Here is a 23,680-nt window from a genome sequence, read left to right on the forward strand (position 1 = left end):
GCGGCGAGCGCCGCGGCATGGGCTGCGAACCGTTCGGGCGGGCGGATCAGAGCGATCCTGATGAACGCCTCGCCCGCCTGGTGCGAGTGCCAATAGAGGGCGCGGCCGGGCATGACCTCGATGTCGACGGCCTGGAGCGCCTGCGTCAGCCGGGTCGAGCCCATCGGGAAGGCGCGCGGCAGAGCTACCAGCGCCACACCGAGCGGCCGGGAGACCACGGTGAAACCGAGCGCGCCAAGTTCGTCTTCGAGCACGCACCGGTTGCGCGCCATCGCCCGCCGGACCCGGTAGTCCCCTCCTTCGAGCGCGATCGCCTCGGCGTTGATGTAGAGGTTCAGCGGCGGGACGGCGCGGGCGTGCAGGTCGGACTCGACGCGCAACGCGGCCAGCGTCCGCGGGGAACGGGCCCGGACGAAGGCGAGCTTCGTGCCGCCGGTGGACCACGTCTTGCCGGTCTCCTGGACATCGATCCAGTCGAAGTCGGACAGGAACAGCTTCGAGTACTGCCGGTCCTGCTGGAAGCGGCAGACCCGGTCCACCACGACCCGGCAGCCCGTGGCCTTGGCCAGGTCGGGGAGGGCGGCCAGCGCGCGCTGCGACGGGTTCCATCCCGTCGGGTTGTTGGGCAGCACCAGGAAGACCGCGTCGAGCGCGTCGACCGCGGAGAGCAGCGCGTCGTCGTTCTCCGGGAAGGGGACCGGTTCGAGCCCTGCTTCGCACAGCAGCCCCGGAAGGTTGTCGAAAGCCGGCTCCGGCACGCCGATCCGCCGCACGCCCTCCTTCGCCAGATGGCGGGCCACCGCGTCGATCGCCAGGCTCGCGGTGAGGAAGAACACCGTCTCGTCCGGCCCGAACGGCTCCCCCGACACCGCGCCGTAACGCTCGAGGAAGGTGTGTTCCAGTGATCTGCGGTCGGTCGCGGCCAGGCGGTTGTAGATGTCCGTCGGCAGTGAGACGGCGGGAATGAGCTCGGCGTCGCCGCTGGCGAAGTCGATCACGCAGTCGTCCATCGGCGGCCGCAGCTCGGTCGATCCAGAACTCAGCATACGAGTACCGCTCTCGCTTCGGTGATTCACAGGAGCGCCGTACTTACCGCGGATCACGGATACGCCGCTTGTGGCGGCTTGACTACGCCAGGTTCGGCGATCGCCTTAGTTTGTCTCAGTTTCGCGCTACTCTCACCTCAGACGGTATCGGGGCCGCCAGAACGCGGCAAGGCCGTCGCTTACCCCTGATATCCGTAAGACTACTGAGACTAACTGGCCACTGCGTTGTCCAGTGGCGCGGTGGTGGCGAGGAGCATCGACATGCCCCCAGTAGAGCGTGAAATCAAGTTCAAGGAGACCCTGCGAGACCTGCTGGAGCAGAACAGGGCGACTGTGACTCACAAAAAGCTCGGCTCGTCGATCGGCGCGAGCAGCACCACCATCTCGCACTACATCAATGGTCGGATCAAGCCGAGCTTCGACGCGCTGGTCGGCCTCGCCGCCTTCTTCAACGTGACCCTCGACTACCTGGTCTTCGGCGAGCGGACGAGCACGCAGGAGGTGGAGGACACGCAGAGCGTGCGCGCCGAGGTGGCCCGCGCACTGGCGGAGTCGAACGGCTACCAGGGCCGTCAGCGGGATCTGATCCTCCGGGTGACCCGGCGGTTGGCGTCAGAGGTCGAGCGGGTCGCCGCGGATCTGATGGTGGATCCGGAGAACTTCGGCCCCGCGGGCTTCCTCACCGACTCCGAGGCCATGGCGATCGAGACCTGTTCGCACACCACGAAGGTCATGATCCGCACCGCGCCGGCCGACGTGGTCGTCGACGACGCCGGCAACGTCTCGCTGGGCACTTACTTCCCGACCCTGGTCGACAATCTGCGGGCGGGGCGGGCCTATCAGTTCATCTTCTACGGCAAGCGGGCCAAGTTCACCCCGATCGTCCAGGCGTATCGCGACCTGCTCGGCCGCGCCGACATCGTGCCCGGCGGCGTCCACGGGAATCTGGAGTTCCGGGTGCTCGACGCGGAACTGCCGATCGCCGCGGTGATCCACGAGATCGACACCGCGCAGTTCGAGCGGCGCGAACCGGTGCTCTGGGAGCGGTTCCGGGACAGCGGGATCTTCGGCGGAACACTCGTCTATATGGCGATGCGGCATCAGGAAGCGCTCGGCGGAGTCGTGCTCTACGACACCTACTACGACTCGGCGCTGCGCATGTTCAAGCGGGACTGGGAAGCCGCCCGCCCGCTCTAGGGCGAATCAGGCCCCGGTCACCGTCGAAGAGTGCGGATTCGGATTAGGCGTGCTCGACGAGTTGGTCGGCGGCGGCGAACGGATCGATCTCCCCGGCGACGACGGCGTCGGCGAGCGCGGACAGCCGGGAGTCGCCGTGCAGGTCTCCGAACCTTCTGCGCAGCACGGCCACCGCGATGGCCTCGATCTCCGCGGCGGCGCGGGCCTTGCGGCGGCCGGCCAGCTTGCCGGTCTCGCCGAGCCACGCCCGGTGCTTCTCCAGCGCCTCCACCACTTCGCCGATGCCCTCGCCCCTCGCCGCGACGGTCTTGATGATCGGAGGGCGCCAGGCTCCCGGCTCCCGGCGCTCCCCCAGGGCGAGCATGTGGTTGAGCTCCCGGGCGGTCGCGTCGGCGCCGTCCCGGTCGGCCTTGTTGACCACGAACACGTCGCCGATCTCGAGGATCCCGGCTTTCGCCGCCTGGATCCCGTCACCCATGCCGGGAGCGAGCAGGACCACCGCGGTGTCGGCGGCCTCGGCGACCTCGACCTCTGACTGCCCGACACCGACCGTCTCGACGAGCACGATGTCGCAGCCTGCTGCGTCAAGGACCCGCAGCGCCTGCGGAGTCGCCGCGGACAGGCCGCCGAGATGGCCGCGCGAGGCCATCGACCGGATGTAGACCTCCGGGTCCGTCGCATGGTCCTGCATCCGCACCCGGTCGCCGAGCAGCGCGCCACCGGAGAAGGGCGAGGACGGGTCGACCGCGAGCACGCCGATCCGCTTGCCGCGGGCGCGGTACTCGGTGACCAGTGCGTTGGTGGAGGTCGACTTCCCCACTCCGGGCGCGCCGGTCAGCCCGACGATGTAGGCGTTGCCGCAGTACGGCGCCAGCGCCGCCATCGCCTCGCGCAGCAGCGGCGAGCCGTCCTCGACGAGCGAGATCAGCCGGGCCACCGCGCGCGGGTCGCCCCGCCGCGCGCGCTCGACCAGAGTGGGGACGTCCATTCGGCGGATCCTATCGACTGCTACCGGCCGGGAACGGTGACGATCAGCGCGTCGCCTTGGCCGCCGCCGCCGCACAGCCCGGCCGCGCCCCGGCCGCCGCCGCGCCGCTGGAGCTCCAGCGCCAGGTGCAGTACCAGCCGGGCGCCGGACATGCCGATCGGGTGGCCGAGGGCGATCGCGCCGCCGTTGATGTTGACGATCTCCTCGCTCACCCCGAGGTCGCGGGTCGACTGGATGCCGACGGCGGCGAATGCCTCGTTGATCTCGATCAGGTCGAGGTCGCCGACCTGGAGCCCGGCCTTGTGCAGCGCGGCCTTGATCGCGTTCGAGGGCTGCGAGTGCAGCGAGTTGTCCGGACCGGCCACGATGCCGTGCGCGCCGATCTCGGCCAACCATGGCAGGCGCTGGGCCTCCGCCCGCTCCTTGGACATGACGACCACCGCGGCCGCGCCGTCGGAGATCGGCGAGGCGTTGCCCGCGGTGATGGTGCCGTCGGCGGTGAACGCGGGGCGCAGCTTCGCCAGGCCCTCGGCGGTGGTGTCCCCGCGCACGCCCTCGTCCTCGCTGACCACGACCGGGTCGCCCTTGCGCTGCGGGATCTCGATCGGAGCGATCTCGGAGTCGAAGATGCCGTTCTTCTGCGCGGCGGCGGCCCGCTGCTGGGACTGCGCGGCGAACGCGTCCTGCTCCGCGCGGCTGATCCCGAGCCGGCCGACGTGCCGCTCGGTGGACTCACCCATCGGGATGTGGTCGAAGGCGTCGGTCAGGCCGTCGAGCGCCATCGCGTCCAGGACCTCGAACGCGCCGTACTTGTACCCCTGGCGGGACTTGGGCAGCAGATGCGGGGCGTTGGTCATCGACTCCTGGCCGCCGGCCACCACGACCTCGACCTCCCCGGCCCGGATCAGCTGGTCGGCCAGGGCGATCGCGTCGAGCCCGGAGAGGCAGACCTTGTTGATCGACAGGGCGGGCACGGACATCGGGATTCCGGCCTTGACGGCGGCCTGGCGCGCCGGGATCTGCCCGGCCCCGGCCTGGAGCACCTGGCCCATGATCACGTAGTCGACCTGGTCGGCTCCCACGCCGGCCCGGTCCAGGGCGGCCTTGATGGCGAAGCCGCCGAGATCCGCGCCGCTGAACGGGGTCAGCGCGCCGAGCAGCCGGCCCATCGGTGTGCGGGCTCCGGCGACGATGACAGAGCTACCCATGATCGCTACGCCTCCTGAAGATGGCGGTCGTTGTCGTCTTCGACACTATCCACAATTCAGCTACCCGCCAGTAGGGTCTGGGATTGTCGGATGCGCCACAGTCGGGTTGCCCGCGCGCCACCGTCCCACCAGTCTCGCCTGAGCAGCACGAGCTTCGCTAAATCCGGGAGGCCCCATGATCACCAGGATCGACCACGTCGGCATCGCCTGCCGGAACCTCGAGGAGAGCATCGAGTTCTACCGCGTCACCTTCGGCTTCGAGGTCTACCACACCGAGGTCAACGAGCAGCAGGGCGTGCGCGAGGCGATGCTGCGGATCAACGGCACCGACGACGGCGGCTCGTCCTACCTCCAGCTGCTCGAGCCGATCCGCGAGGACTCGCCGATCGCGAAGTTCCTGGAGAAGAACGGCGAGGGCGTGCACCACGTCGCGTTCGGCACGGCGGACGTGGTCGGGGAAACGCAGGCGGCGGTGGACGCCGGAGTGCGGGCGCTCTACCCCGAGCCGCGCCACGGCACCTTCGGCTCCTCGATCAACTTCCTGCACCCGAAGGACTGCCACGGAATCCTGACCGAACTGGTGCAGGCGCCGGACGCGGGGTCGCATGGCGCCGACAGGCACTGAGATCTGGGCCCGCTCGTCGTAGATGGCCCGCTCCTCGTAGATGGACTGTGTGCTTCTCCGGATACACTGTTCGGTCCCCCTTTGGCGGTCGACTCTCGGAGGTCCTGCCTTGCCACAGTCCGCGACGAGCACCGCGGCGCCCGACCGCGCGAGCCGTGCCGAGATGGACGCCGAGCAGCGGCACGTCGACCGGGTGTACGAACGGCTCGAGGTGATGCGCGGGCACGCGCGCGCATACGAGGCCGAGGGGCACCGGCGGGCGCTGTTCGGCAACGAGGGCGGGCTGGTCGAGCGGGACGCGATCGTCTATCAGGCCTCGGTCTGGCTGGCCCGGCTCGACGCGCAGGAGGAGGGGCTGGTCTTCGGCCGGCTCGACTTCGAGGACGGCGAGGCGCGGCACATCGGCCGGATCGGCGTGCGGGACGAGGACTACGAGCCGCTGGTGGTCGACTGGCGGGCGCCCGCCGCCGCGGCGTTCTACCAGGCCACCCCGGCCGACCGGCGCGAGGTGGTGCGCCGCCGCACCATCCGCTGCGTCGGGCCCAGCGTCACCCGCCTGGACGACGACCTGCTGGAGCCGGAGCTGGCCGAGCGGCTCGGCCTGACCGTGGTCGGGGACGGCGCGCTGATGGCGGCCCTGACCCGCAAGCGCGGCACCACGATGCACGACATCGTGGCGACCATCCAGAAGGAGCAGGACCTGGCGGTGCGCTCGCCCGCCGACGGCGCGACGATCATCACCGGCGGCCCGGGCACCGGCAAGACCGCGGTCGCCCTGCACCGCGCCGCCTATCTGCTGTTCAACGAGCGCAAGCGGTTCGAGGCGGGCGGGGTGCTGATCGTCGGCCCGTCGCCGGTCTTCACCGCGTACATCGAGCAGGTGCTCCCCTCGCTCGGCGAGCACACGGCCGCGCTGCGCTCGCTCGGCGAGTTGGTCGACGGGGTGCGGGCGACCCGGCATGACCCGGCCCGGCTCGCCGCGCTCAAGGGCTCGACCGCCCTGCTGCCCGTGCTCGGCCGGGCGGTGCGCGCGACGCCGCCGGACACCCCGCGCGCATTCCGAACCACCTATCACGGCCACGTCATCCAGCTCGACGGGGGCCGTCTCGACGCGCTGCGCCGCGCCGTCCTGAACCGCAACCCGCATCCCAACGCCGCTCGCGCCACTGCCGAGACCGCGCTGGTCGAGGCGGCCTGGGAGCGGCTGCCCGTGGAGCTGCGCGAGCGGCGCCGCACCGAGCGGTCGATCTTCGACCGGGACCTGCGCGACCGGACCGACTTCGAGCTCTTCGTCGAGGAGTGGTGGCCGTACCGGAACGCCCTTGACGTGTTGCGCTCCTGCGCCGATCCGGCGGCCCTGTCCGGGTACGCGCACGGCCGGCTCACCCCCGAGCAGATCGAGCAGCTGGCGGCGTCGTGGCGCGACGCGGACGAGACGGGGCCGAGCGTCGAGGACGTGCCGCTGGTCGACGAGCTCGCGCAGCTGCTCGGTGTCCCGCCGGCGCCCGAGGTGGAGGAAGAAGACCCCTTCGAAGGCACCGGTGTCACCGAGCTGTCGTCCTGGGCCGAGCGGACCGGGAGCGGCGCCCGGCGTGAGCGGGTGCGCGAGGCGTATGCGCACGTGATCGTGGACGAGGCCCAGGACCTGTCGCCGATGCAGTGGCGGGTGGTCGGGCGCCTTGGACGGCGGGCGTCGTGGACGATCGTCGGCGACCCGGTCCAGTCCGCCTGGCCGGATCCGCGCGAGTCGGCCGAGGCGATGGACGCAGCGCTCGGCGACCGCGCCCGGCACGTGCACGAGCTGCGCACCAACTACCGCAACTCGGCGGAGATCTTCGAGTACGCGTCCCGGTACGCGCGCAAGGCCGCGCCGGATGCCGTGCTGCCCGACGCCGTGCGCTCCACCGGGTTCGCGCCGGAGGAGCGCACGGACCTGGCCGGAGCCGTGGACGACGCGCTCGCGGCGGTGGAGGGCACGGTCGGAGTGATCGCGGCGCTCGGCGCGCGCGAACGGGTCGCCGCGCTGCTGGCCGACCGGGTGGAGCGAGCCGACGGACGGCTGATCGTGGTGAACGCCTTGGACGCCAAGGGCCTGGAGTACGACGCGGCGGTGGTCGTGGACCCGGATGCGATCGAGGGCGAGTCGCCGGCCGGCACGCGCACCCTCTACGTGGCCCTGACGCGGGCGACGCAGCGTCTCTACGTGGTGGGCGCTATTCCTGCGTGACCGGCCCGACCGGCCTGGCCGGCGGCCTCGCGGGCCGGACCCCCTGCCGTCCGCCCCGCGGTGCCGCCTGTGCTCGTGCCAGCCACCGCGTCGCCGTCTGGGCGAGCCAGTCCGTGGAAGCGGCCGGAGGCTGCGGTTCGCCCGCGGAGACGGTCCGGCGGCGGATCCGGTTGAGCACGAATACGTTGAAGAGGTGCAGCGCGCCCAGCACGAGCAGGACCGTGCCGAACTTGTGGCCACCCCGGAAATGTGATGTGCGACACCTGGCCAAACGGTCCGCGCGGCGGCATAGTTACTGGGCAGTAGGTATCCGCGGCCGATGCTCTCGCGGCAGCTCCAACGAAGTTGTCGCACCATGGTTGTCGGCTGATATCCATCCGTGGTCGACGTCGCCGAGCGGTTCGAACGGCCCGGACCTGCGCTCAAAGCGACCATCCGCCTGGAGGCCGACCTCGATGAGCACCACCACTCCCTCGTCCCCCGAACTCAAAGAGATCCTGGACGCGATCAACGCGCAGGACACCCCCTCGGAGGCGTTCGCGAGCCTCCCGCTGCCCGAGTCCTATCGCGCCGTCACCGTGCACGCGGAGGACACCGGGATGTTCGAGGGGCTGGCCACTCGGGAGAAGGACCCGCGCGCCGCGCTCCACCTCGACGACGTGCCGCTGCCGGAACTCGGCCCCGGCGAGGCCTACGTCGCGGTCATGGCCAGCGCGATCAACTACAACACCGTGTGGACCTCGATCTTCGAGCCGGTCCCGACCTTCGCCTTCCTGCGCAAGTACGGCAAGCTGTCCGCCCTCACCAAGCGGCACGACCTGCCCTACCACGTGATCGGCTCCGACCTGGCCGGCGTGGTCCTGCGCACCGGCCCCGGCGTCAACCGCTGGCGCCCCGGCGACGAGGTGGTCGCGCACTGCCTCTCGGTCGAACTCGAGGATGCCGCCGGGCACGACGACACCATGCTCGACCCGGAGCAGCGCATCTGGGGCTTCGAGACCAACTTCGGCGGGCTGGCCGAGATCGCCCTGGTCAAGACGAATCAGCTGATGCCCAAGCCGGACCACCTCACCTGGGAGGAGGCGGCCAGCCCCGGACTGGTCAACTCCACCGCGTACCGGCAGCTGGTCTCCCACAACGGCGCCGCGATGAAGCAGGGCGACGTCGTGCTCGTCTGGGGCGCCTCCGGCGGCCTCGGCTCCTACGCCACCCAGTTCGCCCTCAACGGCGGCGCGATCCCGGTCTGCGTGGTGTCCTCGCCGCAGAAGGCTGAGATCTGCCGCGCGATGGGCGCCGAGCTGATCATCGACCGCTCCGCCGAGGGCTACAAGTTCTGGACCGACGAGGCGACGCAGAACCCGAAGGAGTGGCAGCGGTTCGGCGCCCGCATCCGGGAACTGACGGGGGGTGATGACCCGGACATCGTGTTCGAGCATCCCGGCCGGGAGACCTTCGGCGCCTCGGTCTACGTCGCCCGGCGCGGTGGCACGATTGTGACCTGTGCGTCGACCTCCGGCTTCATGCACGAGTACGACAACCGGTACCTGTGGATGAACCTCAAGCGAATTATCGGCTCGCACTTCGCCAACTACCGCGAGGCGTGGGAGGCCAACCGGCTTGTCCGGAAGGGGCGCATCCACCCCACCTTGTCGAGGACGTACACGCTGGCCGAGGCGGGTCAGGCGGCCTTCGATGTGCACCGGAATCTGCACCAGGGCAAAGTGGGCGTATTGTGTCTTGCACCGGAGGAAGGGTCGGGGGTGCGCGACGGCGCACTGCGAGAGCGTCACCTCAGCGCGATCGAACGCTTTCGTAACGTCTAAGACTCCGCCGCCCGGAATCTGACACCATTGGCTTTCATGGGATATGGGCGCGTGGACGAACGGACCGGCTACGGTTCCCGCCCACCCCATGACTCCCGCGGTGACGCTGGGTTCCGGGGGTACCACTCTACGCAGCCGCACGATTCCGGATATGGCGTGCCGGATCAGCGCGCCTGGGAGCCGGCCGAGGAGCCAGTGCGCGAATACGACCGCTACAGCGTCGAGGACCAGATCGACGAGCTCGAGGAGCGCCTCGAGCAGCTGCGCACCGAGCGCGACGAAGCGGTCGCGCACGGTGAGGACCTCGGCTACCAGGTAGAGGTCCTGCGGTCGAAGCTGCACGAGCTGCGCCGTAACGGCACCGGCCCGAACTTCAACAACATCTCCGGCCAGGTCGAGCAGATGCTGCGCTCCGCGCAGGCGCAGGCCGACCAGATCCGGGCGCAGGCCCAGCAGGAGGCGCAGCGCTTCCAGGGCGAGTTCGACCAGCGCCGCCGTCAGCTGGAGGCGGAGCTGGCCGAGCGGCGCCAGCGCGGCGAGGCCGAGGTCAACGAGACGGTCGCATGGGCAGAGCGGGTGCGCTCGGAGACCGAGGCGCACCGGCAGCGGGCGGTCGACCAGGCCCGCGCCTCGATCGAGGCGGAGTTGCGGCAGCTGCGCGAGCAGGCCGCGGGCGAGGTCCGCCAGGCGCAGGAGTACGCGCAGCAGCTGCGGGCTTCGCTCCAGAACGAGGCCCAGCAGACTGCTTCGGCCGCTCGGGCGCACGCCGACCAGATGGTGGCGAGCGCGAACGTCGAGGCCCAGCGACTGGTCCAGGAAGCTCAGGCCTCGTCGAAGGCCGCGGCCGAGCGCGCCGCGAGCCACGAGCGCGACGCCGCCGAGCAAGCCGCCTCAGCTTCCACCAGCGCGCAGAAGCTGATGACGATGGCCCAGACCGAGGCCCAGCGGGTCCGGTCGGAGGCCGGAGCGCGCGCCGACCAGCTCAAGACGCAGTCCGAGGCCGAGGCCGAGCGCGTCCGTAGCGAGGCGGCCCAGGTCAAGGCCGAAGCCGAGGCTGCTGCCGCGCAGATGGTCGCCAAGGCAACGGCCACCGCGAACGCACAGCGCGAGCAGGCGGAGCAGGAACTGGCCAAGGCCCGCGCCGACGCCGCCGAGGCGCTGGAGAAGGCCGCGGCGACGGCGGAGAAGCTGATCGCCGAGGCGACCGCACAGGCCGGGCAGCATCGCTCGAAGGTCGAGTCGGAGGCCGCGGAGCTTCGCGAGGAGGCCGACCGGCTGCACGCCGAGGCCGCGCGCCTGCACACAGAAGCCGAAGGGGCACACGGCGTCGCCACCGCGGCGGCGCGGAAGATCACCGACGCGGCCCAAGCCGCCGCCGACGAGCACACAGCGTCGGTGGAAGCGGCCGCGGCCGAGCACAAGGCCTCGGTCGAGGCTGCCGCGGCCGAGCACCGCGGCGAGGTCGAGCGGGCCGCGGCGAAGATCCGCTCGGACGCCGAGGTCGAGGCCGAGCAGATGCGCGCGGAGGCGACCGCCGACGGCGCGCGGACCGCGGCGCGCGCGGCCGAGGAGGCCGAGAAGGTCCGGCTGCGCGCCGAGGGCGAGGCCCAGGAGACCCGGGCGAAGGCGACGGCCGACGCGGAGAAGTTCCGGCTCGACACCGAGGCCGGGGTCGAGGCGATGCGCGCGGCCGCCCGCAGCGAGATCGCCCAGCTGCGCCAGAAGAACGACGCCCGGATCGCCGAACAGACCGAGCAGGCCCGGCAGGAAGCCGACGCCGCCCGGAACAAGGCGGCGACCGAGGCCGAGCGGCTGGTCGCGGAGGCGCGCGAGAAGGCGGCCACGACGCTGTCCGACGCGATCGCCGAGGCGACGCGCAAGACCGACACAGCGGATGCGGAGGCTATCCGCCGGGTGGACGCCGCGACCACCGAGGCCACCCGCGTCGGGAAGGAAGCGCGCGACCAGGCGCAAAAGCTGGTCGGCGACGCGACCGCCGAGGCCGACGCGGTGCGCAGGTCCGTCGAGGGACTGCTCGACCAGGCCGCGAAGGACGCCGCGGCCATGCGGGCGGAGGCCGAGTCGGCGGCGCTGGCGCTGCGCCAGCAGGCGGAGAAGGCTCTGGTGGACGCCCGCGCCGACGCCGAGCGGCTGGCCGCGGAGGCGACCGAAGCTGCCCGGCGGATGCGTGCGGAGGCCACGGAGGCGGCCGAGAAGCTCAGGGCCGCGGCGCAGAAGCTGCTCGAGGACGCGACCCGCGAGGCCAACGAGAAGACCGCGCAGACCGAGGCCCAGACCAGCGCCGCCGTCCAGGCCGCGAAGGATGAGGTCGCCGCGATCCGGGCGAGCGCCGACGGCGTGCTGGACGGGGCGAAAGCCGAAGCCGCCGCGCTGCTCACCGAAGCGCGTACGAAGGCTGAGACGCAGATCGCGGCAGCGCGCGAACAGTCCGAGCAGACCCGTGCGGAGGCCGCCGCCGACGCGCAGCGGGCCCGCGACGAGGCCGCGCGGGTGTCCGACACCGCCCGCCACGAAGCGGCCGAGCGCCTGGAGAAAGCCGGCACCGAGGCGGACACGCTCGTGCGCACCGCGCGCGAAGAAGCGGGCAAGCTGGCACTCGACGCGAAGAACGACGCGGAGCGCGTGGTCGCCGAGGCACGTTCGCACGCGGACCGGATCTCCGCCGAGGGCCGTGCAGAAGTAGACCGCATCCGCGCCTCGGCCGAAGGCGTCACCGACAAGGCTCAAGCCGAGGCCCGCGCGCTCAGCTCGGCCGCACAGGCGGAGGCGGCCCGCATCCGGTCCGATGCCACCTCCGAGGCCGAGCGCACCCGCGCGGAAGCGGCCAGCGAGGCGGATCAGGTCACGAGCGCCACGCGGAAGCAGGCCTCTGAGACGCTGCAGTCGGCGGCCAGGCGCGCCGACGAGCTGGTGACCGAGGCCCGCACGCAGCTGCAGAAGGCGACCACCGAGGCGACCAAGATCTCCCAGGAAGCGCAGGCCGGCGCGGACGCGCTGCGGGCCACCGTCGCCGAGCAGGTGGCCGCGGCCCAGCGCGAGGCGCAGCGGATGCGCGCCGAGGCGACGGCGGAGGCCGAAGCGATGAAGGTCTCCGCGGAGAAGGCGGCCGACGCGATCGTGGCCAAGGCGCGCGACAAATCCTCGACCCTCATGGGCGAGGCGAAGCGCGAGGTCGAGGCGCTGGAGATCCGCCGCGAGGAGATCAAGGCGGAGATGAGCCGGGTGCAGGGCGTGCTGGACGCCCTCGCCGGCCCGATCATCAAGCCGATGCCGAAGCCCGAGGCCGCCCAGGACGCCGCGCGGTGAGACCCGCCGCGCAAACCTGATCCGACCCAGCCTGATCCGTCTCAGCCCCTCCCGGCACAGCCGCGTTCGACACAGCGAATTCGACACAGCCCCGTTCAGCACGGCCGCATTCGACATAACCCCATTCGACACAGCCCGATCTGATTCGGCCAAGACCGACACGTCCCGGCCTGGCGTGGCGTAGGCTGACACCGCGTCAGCCAGCCCGTTTTCGCCTGGCAGAGCCCTGTCCGGCGGGGTCAGGTCGGACGTCCGACGGCCGTGTCAACACTTCTCGGGCGGCGGATGGCTGCAACCTTGTAAAAACTGGCCTGGTGCCTGCCGATCCACCACGCTGAGCCGTTAGTGTGATGACGCTGTGCTGCCACCCCGTCGGGCGGTTGGACCCCCGATCCGCCCGAGGCGGCCCTGCGCCGGGCGGAATCGTGCCAGGATTCTGTCCGGATCCAGCCACCCGGTCTCGAGTCCTAGACTGACACAGCTCCGGCCCCCAGCCGCCGCTTCCAAAGACCGACCCGCACCGCCCCACCGACCTCGACGGTCACAGGAGATTGAAGAAGAGATGAGCGAGACCACATCGCCCCTCGGTCTGGAGATCGTTCGCAAGGGCTACGACATCCCCTCGACGAACGAACGGATCACCAAGCTGACCGCCGAGCGGGACAGTTCGGTGAACCGGGTGACCGCGCTGGAGAAGCGGATCGAGGAACTGCACCTGGAGAACCAGTCGATCCAGGCCCAGATGAACGAGTCGGAGCCGTCGTACGCCGGGCTCGGGGCGCGGGTGGAGAAGATCCTGCGCCTGGCCGAGGAAGAGGCCAAGGACCTGCGTGAGGAGGCTCGGCGGGCGGCGGACCAGCACCGCGAGCTGGCCGAGCAGGCGGCCGGCCAGGTGCGCGCGGACGCCGAGGCGTACGCGAAGGACAGCCGGGCCAAGGCGGAGGCCGAGGGGCTGCGGCTGAACGAGAAGGCCAAGGACGAGGCCAACCAGATCCGGGCCGAGGCCGCCAAGGACGCGGCGGCCAAGCGGGCCGAGGCCGAGGCGCACTACGAGGACATCCGGGCCTCGGCGGCGGCCGCGGCGACCGACTTCGAGACCAAGCTGGCCAAGCGGCGCGAGCAGTCCGAGCGGGACTTGGCGGCGCGTCAGGCGAAGGCCGAGAAGCACCTGGCAGAGGTCGAGACCCGCAGCGAGCAGATCCGGCTCGAGGCGGAGAAGATGCGCACCGACGCCGAGCGCCGCGCCCGCCAGACCATCGAGACCGCGCAGCGCCAGGCCGACGACATCGTGGCCGACGCGCGGGCCAAGACTGACCGGATCCGCTCGGAGTCCGAGCGCGAGCTGGCCGCCCTCACCCACCGTCGCGACTCGATCAACGCCCAGCTGCACAACGTCCGCGAGATGCTGGCCACCCTCACCGGCGGCGCCGTCGGCGGCGCGCTGGCCGGGCTCGGCATCGACGACAAGGCCGACGACGACTCGGCCGTCCCGGCCCAGGGCCGGTGATCAGCGGGCCCGTCCCGCGATCCGCTTGCCAGGCACACAGCTTCATCTGAATCCTGATCACCGCGGTAGTCGGATGCGGATCCCGGCCGGATTTCCGGCCGGGACCCACGTCCGGCGCGCACACGTTCGGCGCTCCCGGCAACGTGCGGCGCCGGCTCTCCGACGTTGACGGGTGCAGTGCTGGGTGCGCTCATCGAAGTTGACCAGGGCTTCATGGCGGCTGTAGATCGTGCGACGGGCACAGCGTGGGAACGGAGCAGGGGCGATCCCCGCCGCGCGATCTTTCGACGCCGCCCCGGCAATTTCGATGAGCGACGATGGCAGAATCGCGGGTATGCCTGCCGAGGGAGTGTCGGACGTCGCCGTGGAGTCGCCGCCGCAGCAGCGGTCGGCAGGCTCCGCGCACCGCCCGGGACGCCCCATCCGCCGTTCGCACCCTTACTACATCGGCTTCGTCGGCGGCCTCGGCCTGATCCTGGCCTACTACCTGGCCCAGGCGCTCGTGTCGATCCGCGGTGTGCTGATCCTCCTGGTCGTCGCGCTCGTGCTCGCGGCCGGGCTGAATCGCTTCGTGGAGCGGCTGACCGCGCGCGGCCTCGGGCGCGGCTGGGCTGTGCTGATCGTCGCGCTCACCGCGCTGCTGCTCTTCGCCGGGTTCGTCGCGGCCATAGCACAACCGCTGGCCCAGCAGACGTCGGCGCTGATCGCGTCACTACCTCAGCATCTTCAGCAGTTGAGGAACAACCCGACGATCCACCGGTACGACGCGAAGTACAACATCGTCGGCCACCTGCAGTCCGCGCTCTCCCAGGCGGACACCGCGAAGCTGATCGCCGGCGGCATCCTCGGCTTCGGCGCGTTCATCATCTCCTCGGTGTTCAAGGCGTTCACCGTGCTGGTGATGACGATCTACTTCCTCGGCTCGCTGCCCTCGGTCAAGAGCGCCTCCTTCCAGCTGGTCCCGGCCTCGCGCCGGTCCCGCGTCGCGGAGCTGGCGGACCAGGTGCTCACCCGGATCGGCGGCTACGTCTCTGGCGCTGTCACCGTGGCGGCGCTCGCCGGGCTCGCCGCGCTGCTGATGCTGGCCGTGCTGAACGTGAACTTCCTGCTGCCGCTCGCGCTGCTGATCGCGCTGACGGACCTGATCCCCCTGGTCGGCGCCACGATCGGGGCGGTGATCGTGACGGTCGTGGTGATGTTCGAGTCGCCGACCAGGGCGATCGTCGCCGCGATCTTCTTCATCGTGTACCAGCAGTTCGAGAACTACGTGGTCTACCCCCGGGTGATGGCCCGCTCGGTGGACGTCCCGCCGATGATCGCGGTGATAGCCGCCCTGATCGGGGCCTCGCTGCTCGGCGTCGTCGGCGCGCTGCTTGCCATCCCGCTGTCCGCCGGGCTGCTCTACATCGTGCGCGAGGTCCTCCTGCCGAGGCAGGACAGGTCCTGAGGGCGCTGTCCGGGTCCTGACCTGCCTCGAAAGTGATGCCGCGTCAGCTTCGGTGCCTGTACCTCTCGAAGGGACCGTCCCAGACCCCCGGCAGCGGCGCCGCCGCCGGGTTGGCGCGGCGCACGATCTCGTCGAGGACGATCCGCACGTACCTCTCACCGACCCACAGATGCTTCGCGCCCTCCACGCCGATCACCTCGGCCTGTGGCACACCAGCGAACCGCTCCCGCGCCTCGGCCGGGCGCAGGTAGTCGTCGAACTCGGGGACCAGCACAGTCAGCGGTCCGCCCCGCGCAGCCCACGCGTCGAGGTCTTCCTGCGTGGCGCGGTGCAGCGGCGGAGAAAGCAGGATCGTGCCGCGCACGTCCGGGACGCAGCCGTACTTCAACGCCAACTCCGTGCCGAAGGACCAGCCGACCAACCAGACGTCCGGCAGGCCGCGCTGCTTCGCGAACTCGATCGCCGCAGCCACGTCGTGCCGCTCACCGACGCCCGCGTCGAACTCGCCCTCGCTGCGCCCGCGTGCTGACGCCGTGCCGCGCGTGTTGAACCTGAGCACGGCGAGGTCCGCCAGCGCCGGCAGGCGCCACTCCACCTTGCGGAACAGATGGCTGTCCATGGATCCGCCGTGGGTCGGCAGCGGGTGCAGCAGGATCAGGGTCGCGACCGGCGGACGGGTGGCGGGCCGCGCCAGCTCCCCCACGAGGGTGAGGCCGTCTTCCGTGCGCAGCTCGATGTCGTCGCGGCGCGCCGGAAGGATCGTGTGGGAGGTGAGTTCAGTAGCCATCTCGGGGCCAACCCTAAGGGCCGGGTCCTCCTGGAGGCGTAGTCGGGTAGGCGTGAAGACCCCTCCAGGGAGGGACGAGACCGGCTCGGCCGCCCCGTTACGGTAGGCCGGTCCGCACACTACTTTCTACTCACCACGAGGGAATCGAAGACGATGATCGAGGCGATCAGCCTCACGAAGCGGTACGGGGACCGGCTGGCGGTGGACGATCTGTCCTTCGCCGTCAAGCCGGGCCAGGTCACCGGCTTCCTGGGCCCCAACGGCGCCGGCAAGTCCACCACCATGCGGCTCATCCTCGGCCTGGACGCGCCGACCTCCGGCTCCGTCACCATCGAGGGCAAGCCGTTCGCCGCCGCCGCGCACCCGATGCGCGAGGTCGGCGCCCTGCTCGACGCCAAGGCGATCCACGGCGGCCGGTCGGCCTACAACCACCTGCTGTGCCTCGCCCAGACCAACAACCTGCCCAAGTCCCGCGTGGGCCAGGTGCTCGAGCTGGTCGGGCTGACCGAGGTCGCCCGCAAGCGCTCCAAGGGCTTCTCGCTCGGCATGGGCCAGCGGCTCGGCATCGCCGCGGCGCTGCTCGGCGATCCCCGGGTGCTTATGTTCGACGAGCCGGTCAACGGGCTCGACCCCGAGGGCATCCTGTGGATCCGGAACCTGATGAAGGCGCTGGCCACCGAGGGCCGCACGGTATTCGTCTCCTCGCACCTGATGAGCGAGATGGAGAACACCGCGGACCACCTGATCGTGATCGGCCGCGGCCGGCTGGTCGCCGACTGCACCGTGCAGGAGTTCATCGACCAGAACTCCGAGCTGGCGATCCGGGTCAAGACCCCGGAGACCGACAAGCTCGCCGCGCTGCTGACCGGCAAGGGCGGGGTCGTCGTGCCTGATGGGGACGAGGCGATCCGGGTCACCAGGCTCGCCATGACCGAGGTCGGCGACCTGGCCTTCGACAACGGGATCCGGGTGCACGAGCTCTCCCCGATCCAGGCCTCGCTGGAGCAGGCCTTCATGGAACTGACCAAGGACAGCGTGGAGTATCACGCGGGCGTGCCGGGACAGCCGCACCCGAAGGCCGCCGCGACGCAGAAGGTGGACGCCTGATCATGACCTCGACCACCATCACCGGGTACGACCAGGTCGCCGCGCTGCCCGAGCCCAAGGGCCGGGCCGGCTTCGGCGGCGCGCTGCGCTCCGAGTGGACCAAGATCCGCTCCGTGCGCTCGACCGTCTGGACGCTCGGCACTGCGATCCTGCTCACCGTCGGCATCAGCGCCCTGGGCAACTGGGGCCGGGCCAACCACTCCGGCGCCACCACCGCCCAGCTCGCGCACGAGGACCTGATCCAGCGCTCGATGTTCGGCATCATCCTCGGCCAGCTGGTCATGGTGGTGTTCGGGGCGCTGGCGATCACCTCGGAGTACTCCACCGGGATGATCCGCACCTCGCTGTCGGTCCAGCCCCGCCGGATGCACCCGTTCTGGGCGAAGCTGCTGGTGATCAGCGCCCTGGCGTTCGTCGTCGGCGAGGTCATCTCCTTCGCCTCGTTCCTGATCGACTCCTCGTTCTGGCGGGGCAAGGGCGTGGCGCTCTCGCTGAGCAGCCCGCACGCGATGCAAGCCGTCATCGGCGGCGGCCTGTACCTGGCCGGCTCGGCGATCCTGGCCTTCGGCCTCGGCGCGATGCTGCGGCACACCGCCGGCGCCATCACCTCCGGCGTGGGCCTGCTGTTCGTGGTCACGATCCTGGCGAGCTTCCTGCCGGACAACTGGCAGAACCACGTGAACAAGTGGCTGCCGTTCAACGCCGGCGGCCAGGTGTGGGCGACGCAGCACGTGCCCGGCAGCGACCTCGGCGCGTGGACCGGCTTCGGCGTTTTCATGATTTATGGCGCGGTCGCGGTAGTTTTCGGCGCGTTGCTGTTCAAGAAGCGTGATGCCTGACACCGTGGAATCCTGACACCGTGGAATGATGGCCGCTGACCGGCGGCCGCCGGACACGGACGGGGAAATGGGGTAGGTGCCGTGATCGAAGTCAGAGACCTGGTGAAACGGTACGGCGACACGACCGCCGTCGACCATCTCAGCTTCACCGTGGAGCCGGGCCGCATCACCGGCTTCCTCGGGCCGAACGGGGCCGGGAAGTCGACCACGATGCGGCTCATCCTCGGCCTCGACCGGCCGACCAGCGGCTCCTCGCTGATCGACGGCAAGCCGTACCGCGACCTGCCCGACCCGCTGCGCTACGTCGGCGCCCTGCTCGAAGCGCGGGCGGTCCACCCGGGCCGCACCGCGTTCAACCATCTGCTCTACCTCGCGCAGACCCAGGGCGTGCCGAAGTCGCGCGTCAACGAGGTGCTCGCGCTGGTCGGGCTCGACACGGTCGCGAAGAAGCGCACGAAGGGCTTCTCACTCGGCATGGGGCAGCGCCTCGGCATCGCCGCGGCGCTGCTCGGCGATCCCAAGCTGCTGATCCTGGACGAGCCGGTCAACGGGCTCGACCCCGAGGGCATCGTCTGGATCCGGAACCTGATGAAGACCCTGGCCGCCGAAGGCCGCACCATCTTCGTCTCCTCGCACCTGATGAACGAGATGGCGGTCACCGCGGACCACGTCGTGGTGATCGGGCGCGGCAAGCTCATCGCGGACACCGACATCGAGGACTTCATCAGCCAGTTCTCGCAGCACGTGGTGCTGGTGCGCACCCCGCAGCCCGAAGAGCTGACCAGGGCGGTGACCGCGCTCGGCGGCGAGGTGACCGCGCGGTCCGACGGCGCGCTCATGGTGAGCGGGGCCGAGGCGCCGAAGATCGGCGAGGCGGCCGCCCGGGACGGGATCGTCCTGCACGAGCTGAGCCCGCAGCGGGCCTCGCTGGAGGAGGCGTTCATGGAGCTGACCAAGGCGGACGTCGAGTTCCACGCGCCCGACGGGCAGTGGGCCGTCCAACCGCCGGGGCAACCGCCGACGCCGGTCCAGGACGCGGTCTCCGGATCACTCGCCGCGAAGGCGCTGGGAGGCGACGATGTCCGCTGACACGCTCACCCGCGCCACCATCGGCACCGGCCACGCGCACTTCGGCCGGCTGCTGCTGGCGGAGTGGACCAAGCTGCGCACGGTGCGCTCGACCGTGTGGTCGTTCGTCGTCCTCATCGTCGCCGTGATCGGCTTCACGTCCCTCTTCACCGCCCTGACCGTGGGCCAGTGGTCGACGATGCAGGCGAGCGACAAGGCGCAGATCCAGCTCGACCCGGTGCCCCAGATCCTCGGCAGCGGCCTGTTCCTCGGCCAGCTGGCGGTGTGCGTCCTCGGGGTGCTCATCGCCTCGTCCGAGTACTCGACCGGGATGATCCGCTCCACCCTGCTCGCGTCGCCGCACCGGCTGCGGATGTTCGCGGCCAAGGCGATCGTGTTCACCATCCCGGTGTTCGTCATCGGCGAGGCGCTGAGCTTCGCCAGTTACGAGATCGGCAAGGCGATCTTCTCGGGGAAGGTGCCCACCTCGCTCAGCGATCCGCACGTGACGCGCGCCGTGATCGGCTCGGGTCTGTACCTCTCGGTGCTGGGCCTGTTCGCACTCGCGATCGGGCAGATCATCCGGCACACCGCCGGGGCGATCACCACCGTGATCGCGCTGGTGCTGGTCCTGGTCCCACTCGCCGGGCTGCTGCCGGGCAACCTCGGCAAGCACGTCTCGGCGTACCTGCCGACCAACGCCGGCCAGCAGATCATCCAGATCTACCCGAAGAACCAGATCCTGACGGCGTGGCAGGGCTTCGGCGTCTTCGCGATCTGGACCGCGGTCCTGCTCGCCGTCGCCGCCTTCTTCCTGGTCGAGCGTGACGCCTGAGTGCCGGTCACCGGCGCCGCGAGCGGGCGTTCCAGCAGGGAGTGTGCCAGTGGCGGCGGTCCTCGAGGCCGCTGCCACCCGACCACGCCGCTTGCTCCGTGTCGGCGGGCCAGGCGACGACGTGCGGGACGCCCGGCCTGATCTCCTGGGCGCAGCCGGGGCAGCGGTAGGTCTTGCCCGAGCCCGCGCCGGCCACCGAGCGCACGATCCAGTCGCCGTCCGGCGCGGACTCGATCCGCTGGTGACCGAACGCCTTCTCCACGTCGCGCGGCTCCGGCCGGCGGTCGGACCGGCCGGCGCGCGGCTCGTTCCTCCGCGGGCTCACCGGGCGATTCTATCGAGGGGGCGTCGCGACGGTCACCGCGCGTAGTCGCGGAAGCCCTTGCCGGTCTTGCGGCCGAGGTAGCCCGCGGTGACCAGGTGCTCGAGCAGGGGCGCCGGGGCGAAGCCGGGCTCGCGGAACTCGAGGTAGAGCACCCGCTCGATGGCCAGCGAGACATCCAGGCCGACGACGTCCAGCAGCTCGAACGGGCCCATCGGGTAACCGCAGCCGAGCTTCATCGCGGTGTCGATGCCGTCGGCGGTGGCGTAGTGCGCCTGGAGCATCTTCACCGCGTCGTTCAGATACGGGAAAAGCAGGGCATTGACGATGAACCCGGCGCGGTCCCCGCAGTTCACCCCGTGCTTGCCCAGCCTCTGCACCACCGCGTGGGCGGTCGCGAGCACGTCGTCGCCGGTGGCCACCGTGCGCACCACCTCGACCAGCTTCATCACCGGCGCCGGATTGAAGAAGTGGATCCCGACGACGTCGCGCGGCCGGGAGGTCGCCATGGCGCACTCGATCACCGGCAGGCTGCTGGTCGTGGTGGCCAGGACGGCGCCTGGCTTTACGATCCCGTCCAGCTCCTTGAACAGGTTCAGCTTGACGTCCAGGTCCTCGACCACGGCCTCCACGACCAGGTCACAGTCGGCCACGTCCGCCATCCGGGTGGTGCTGACCAGGTTCGCCAACGCGGCGTCCAGCTCCTCGGCGGTCAGCTTGCCCTTCTCCACGGCGCGGGACAGCGACTTGGCGATCGCGGCGCGCGCCGCGGTGACCTTCTCATCGGTGCGCGCGACCTGCACGGTCGCATAGCCCGCCTTGACGAAGACCTCTGCGATCCCGTTCGCCATCGTGCCCGAGCCGATGACACCCACGCGCGAGACCGCCCGCGCGCCCTCCGTCTCCGCGCCCGGAGTCGGGGTCAGCGCGTCCGGCACCACCGCCGGCACGTCGCGCTGCGCGTACGTGTAGAAGCCGCGTCCCGACTTGCGGCCGAGCAGCCCCGCAGTCTTCATCTGCTTGAAGATCGGCGCCGGGGCGTGCAGCCGGTCGCGCGACTGCTTGTACATCGTGTCCAGGATCTCGTAAGCGGTGTCGAGCCCGATGAGATCCAGCAGCGCCAGCGGCCCCATCGGCAGCCCGCAGCCGAGGCGCATCGCGTCGTCGATGTCCTCGCGGGTGGCGTACTTCGCCTCGAACATCGCGGCGGCGTGATTCAGGTAGCCGAAGAGCAGCGCGTTGGCGATGAAGCCGGCCTTGTCGCCGATGGTGACCGGGGACTTGCCGAGCCGGGCGGCCAGCGCCTCGACGTCGACCAGCACGGCCGGGTCGGTGACCACCGTGCGCACGATCTCGACTAGCTTCATCACCGGCGCCGGGTTGAAGAAGTGCATGCCGACCACGCGGGCCGGGCGCGAGGTCGCCACCGAGATCTCGGTCACCGACAGCGACGAGGTGTTCGTGGCGAAGATCGCGTCCTCGGAGCAGATCCCGTCCAGCTTCCGGAACAGCTCGCGCTTGAGCTCCAGCCGCTCCGGGATCGCCTCGACCACGAAGTCGGCGTCGGCGAAGATGCTCAGGTCCGTGGTGTATTCGATCCGGTCGATCAGCGCGGCCGCGTCCTCGGCGGACAGCTTGCCGCGGGAGACCGCGCGCCGGGTCGAGTGGGCGACGTGCGCGCGGCCGCGGTTCAGCGCCGCGTCGTCGATCTCGGCCGCCAGGACCCGCAGCCCGTTGCGGGCCATGACCTCGGTGATTCCGGCGCCCATCGTGCCGAGTCCGACGACGCCGACCGTGGCGATTTCGCGCCCCATCGCGCACTCCCTTGTCCGAGAAAGTCGCCCGCCGGAAGCACTGGGCGCTTGTTACTGACGAGTATCACAGTACGCCAGAATCTCGCCATAGCGGTGCTTGCTGTGACGGTGCTCACGTCTCCAGAACCCGCCCGATGCCATATAGAGAAGCGGCCGGGTCGGGTGCCTCCACACACCCGACCCGGCCTCCATTCCACCGACCCCGTCGCTACGACCCTTCCCCGCGTGGCGCCCTCCACTGCGCCCGCCGGCCGCACAACGGCGACTCCCCACCGTAGGTGGACTGGCTCCAGACCTCCTTAAGTCCGGCCACCTCGAGCAGAGTGTCCGATAGACCACTTCCCTTCCACGCCTTGAGGAATGCCGCCCGCCGACTACCGGCTAGCAGTCGCGCAACTCAGGTGACTGGTTCAACAGTTGCTCGCGGGTCGAGACGAACCGGCGGTAGGCGCCGGACTCCATCCCCGGTTGCCCTTCGGCGGCGGGGAAGGCGGCGACCCGGTGGCAGTTCTGGAAGGCGAGCTTGACGCCGAAATAGCGCTCGAGGCAGCCGCGGATGGCGTCGGAGGCCAGAGCGCGCAACAGCTGCCCGCGCTCCTGCTCGTCGGCCGGCGGCGTGGTGTTGTCGGCGAACGGGCCGCCCTCCACCAGCAGCCGGGTGGACAACTGACTCACCATCCGCCACGCGTACGGCAGCGAGGTGCGCACACACTCGGCGAATTGTTCGTCGGCCACCTCACCGCGCTCCGCCGCCGCCAGCAGGTCGGGGGACACATCCAGGGACACCGGCCCTCCTTAAGTTCTCTTCGACGTGCTCGGCGCTCTCTGTGATGCCGCCGCCACCTCACGTCGCGCTCACACCACTTCAATGGCCCGCGGTCGGCGGACTCACACCTACCGGTATGCCCAAAGCGGAATCGTGCGTCACCGGACTTCCGACGGTCCGTCGGCTCACTCATCAGATGTCGAACCACGTGCGGATTCCGTGCGCCCCCCGCCCGCGCCGGACGGAGCGACCGGTCCCGTACCCTCGTGTGCAGCAACCGCGAGCCGGGACGGGCCCGGCCGACGACGACGAGGATGCGAAGCCGTGCGGCTCTTGATCGCCCGATGCACCGTGGACTACAAGGGACGGCTCACCGCGCACCTGCCCGAGGCCACGCGCCTGCTGATCGTCAAGGCGGACGGGAGCGTGCTGGTCCACTCCGACGGCGGCTCGTACAAGCCGCTCAACTGGATGTCGCCGCCCTGCTCGCTCAAGGAGGAACCCGGCCTCTGGACGGTCACCAACAAGGCGGGCGAACAGCTGATCATCACCCTCGACGAGGTGCTGCACGACTCCACCCACGACCTGGGCACCGATCCCGGCCTGCGCAAGGACGGCGTCGAGTCGCACCTCCAGGAACTGCTCGCCGCCCAGATCGAGACCCTGGGCAATGGCTGGACCCTGATCCGCCGCGAGTACCCGACCGCGATCGGGCCCGTGGACATCCTCTGCCGCGAACCGCTCGGC

19 protein-coding genes are annotated in these 23,680 nt (G+C 70.6%); 12 read left to right on the forward strand and 7 right to left on the reverse strand.

All coding sequences use genetic code 11. The annotated features are described in order from the left end of the window. On the reverse strand, positions 1-1,046 hold a 1,046-nt coding region (locus VGZ32_RS28245), incomplete at its 3' end, for a pyridoxal phosphate-dependent aminotransferase (RefSeq protein ID WP_326889282.1). 261 nt (positions 1,047-1,307) lie between these two features. Here VGZ32_RS28245 and VGZ32_RS28250 point away from each other — a divergent pair. Then, positions 1,308-2,243 carry a helix-turn-helix transcriptional regulator gene (locus tag VGZ32_RS28250; protein ID WP_326889283.1) on the forward strand — a complete coding sequence of 312 codons (936 nt, stop codon included), beginning with the start codon at positions 1,308-1,310 and terminating at the stop codon, positions 2,241-2,243. 43 nt (positions 2,244-2,286) lie between these two features. Here VGZ32_RS28250 and meaB read toward each other — a convergent pair whose 3' ends face one another. Then, the gene (meaB, locus tag VGZ32_RS28255; protein WP_326889284.1) at positions 2,287-3,231 is read right to left on the reverse strand and encodes a methylmalonyl Co-A mutase-associated GTPase MeaB; all 945 of its coding nucleotides are present in this window, start codon (positions 3,229-3,231) and stop codon (positions 2,287-2,289) included. Between the two features lie 20 nt (positions 3,232-3,251). Next, on the reverse strand, positions 3,252-4,439 hold the full coding sequence (locus VGZ32_RS28260) for an acetyl-CoA C-acetyltransferase (protein WP_326889285.1): 1,188 nt from the start codon (positions 4,437-4,439) through the stop codon (positions 3,252-3,254). 175 nt (positions 4,440-4,614) lie between these two features. On the opposite strand from VGZ32_RS28260, the gene mce reads away from it, so the two are divergent. The 6 genes from mce to VGZ32_RS28290 all read left to right on the forward strand — a co-directional run bounded on the left by mce (position 4,615) and on the right by VGZ32_RS28290 (position 15,395). Continuing rightward, positions 4,615-5,064 (forward strand): methylmalonyl-CoA epimerase, encoded by a 450-nt coding sequence (gene mce, locus VGZ32_RS28265; RefSeq protein WP_326889286.1) that lies wholly within the window; start codon positions 4,615-4,617, stop codon positions 5,062-5,064. A 109-nt stretch (positions 5,065-5,173) separates the two neighbouring features. Continuing rightward, a complete protein-coding gene (locus tag VGZ32_RS28270) occupies positions 5,174-7,291 on the forward strand; it encodes a HelD family protein (RefSeq protein WP_326889287.1) in 2,118 nt (705 codons plus the stop codon). A gap of 455 nt (positions 7,292-7,746) precedes the next feature. Further along, a complete protein-coding gene (gene ccrA, locus VGZ32_RS28275) occupies positions 7,747-9,114 on the forward strand; it encodes a crotonyl-CoA carboxylase/reductase (RefSeq protein WP_326889288.1) in 1,368 nt (455 codons plus the stop codon). 156 nt (positions 9,115-9,270) lie between these two features. Then, positions 9,271-12,441: a hypothetical protein gene (locus VGZ32_RS28280; protein ID WP_326889289.1), complete on the forward strand. Its 3,171-nt coding sequence runs from the start codon at positions 9,271-9,273 to the stop codon at positions 12,439-12,441. A gap of 562 nt (positions 12,442-13,003) precedes the next feature. After that, the gene (locus VGZ32_RS28285; protein WP_326889290.1) at positions 13,004-13,948 is read left to right on the forward strand and encodes a cellulose-binding protein; all 945 of its coding nucleotides are present in this window, start codon (positions 13,004-13,006) and stop codon (positions 13,946-13,948) included. Positions 13,949-14,282: 334 nt separating this feature from the next. Next, positions 14,283-15,395 carry an AI-2E family transporter gene (locus tag VGZ32_RS28290; RefSeq protein WP_326889291.1) on the forward strand — a complete coding sequence of 371 codons (1,113 nt, stop codon included), beginning with the start codon at positions 14,283-14,285 and terminating at the stop codon, positions 15,393-15,395. Positions 15,396-15,438: 43 nt separating this feature from the next. On the opposite strand, the gene VGZ32_RS28295 is transcribed toward VGZ32_RS28290, so the two are convergent. Continuing rightward, positions 15,439-16,182: an alpha/beta hydrolase gene (locus VGZ32_RS28295; protein WP_326889292.1), complete on the reverse strand. Its 744-nt coding sequence runs from the start codon at positions 16,180-16,182 to the stop codon at positions 15,439-15,441. Between the two features lie 153 nt (positions 16,183-16,335). Here VGZ32_RS28295 and VGZ32_RS28300 point away from each other — a divergent pair, with 153 nt between their 5' ends. The 4 genes from VGZ32_RS28300 to VGZ32_RS28315 all read left to right on the forward strand — a co-directional run bounded on the left by VGZ32_RS28300 (position 16,336) and on the right by VGZ32_RS28315 (position 20,031). Further along, positions 16,336-17,289 (forward strand): ABC transporter ATP-binding protein, encoded by a 954-nt coding sequence (locus VGZ32_RS28300; RefSeq protein ID WP_326889293.1) that lies wholly within the window; start codon positions 16,336-16,338, stop codon positions 17,287-17,289. A gap of 2 nt (positions 17,290-17,291) precedes the next feature. After that, positions 17,292-18,128 carry an ABC transporter permease subunit gene (locus VGZ32_RS28305; protein WP_326889294.1) on the forward strand — a complete coding sequence of 279 codons (837 nt, stop codon included), beginning with the start codon at positions 17,292-17,294 and terminating at the stop codon, positions 18,126-18,128. An 81-nt stretch (positions 18,129-18,209) separates the two neighbouring features. Further along, on the forward strand, positions 18,210-19,217 hold the full coding sequence (locus VGZ32_RS28310) for an ABC transporter ATP-binding protein (protein WP_326889295.1): 1,008 nt from the start codon (positions 18,210-18,212) through the stop codon (positions 19,215-19,217). Further along, a complete protein-coding gene (locus VGZ32_RS28315) occupies positions 19,207-20,031 on the forward strand; it encodes an ABC transporter permease (RefSeq protein ID WP_326889296.1) in 825 nt (274 codons plus the stop codon). The genes VGZ32_RS28310 and VGZ32_RS28315 overlap by 11 nt, the downstream gene beginning before the upstream one ends. 7 nt (positions 20,032-20,038) lie before the next feature. Here VGZ32_RS28315 and VGZ32_RS28320 read toward each other — a convergent pair whose 3' ends face one another. The 3 genes from VGZ32_RS28320 to VGZ32_RS28330 all read right to left on the reverse strand — a co-directional run bounded on the left by VGZ32_RS28320 (position 20,039) and on the right by VGZ32_RS28330 (position 22,953). Then, positions 20,039-20,356 carry a hypothetical protein gene (locus tag VGZ32_RS28320; RefSeq protein ID WP_326889297.1) on the reverse strand — a complete coding sequence of 106 codons (318 nt, stop codon included), beginning with the start codon at positions 20,354-20,356 and terminating at the stop codon, positions 20,039-20,041. Between the two features lie 32 nt (positions 20,357-20,388). Beyond that, positions 20,389-22,167, reverse strand: coding sequence for a 3-hydroxybutyryl-CoA dehydrogenase (locus VGZ32_RS28325; RefSeq protein ID WP_326889298.1), 1,779 nt, complete (start codon positions 22,165-22,167; stop codon positions 20,389-20,391). Positions 22,168-22,548: 381 nt separating this feature from the next. Then, positions 22,549-22,953, reverse strand: a complete 405-nt coding sequence (locus VGZ32_RS28330; RefSeq protein WP_326889299.1) for an SCO5389 family protein — start codon at positions 22,951-22,953, stop codon at positions 22,549-22,551. A gap of 304 nt (positions 22,954-23,257) precedes the next feature. Between VGZ32_RS28330 and VGZ32_RS28335 the strand changes: the two genes are divergently transcribed. Continuing rightward, the coding region (locus VGZ32_RS28335) for an endonuclease NucS domain-containing protein (RefSeq protein WP_326889300.1) at positions 23,258-23,680 on the forward strand (423 nt) is incomplete at its 3' end.

This window comes from Actinocrinis sp. (assembly GCF_035938995.1).
Classification (GTDB): Bacteria; Actinomycetota; Actinomycetes; order Streptomycetales; family Catenulisporaceae; genus DASZGI01.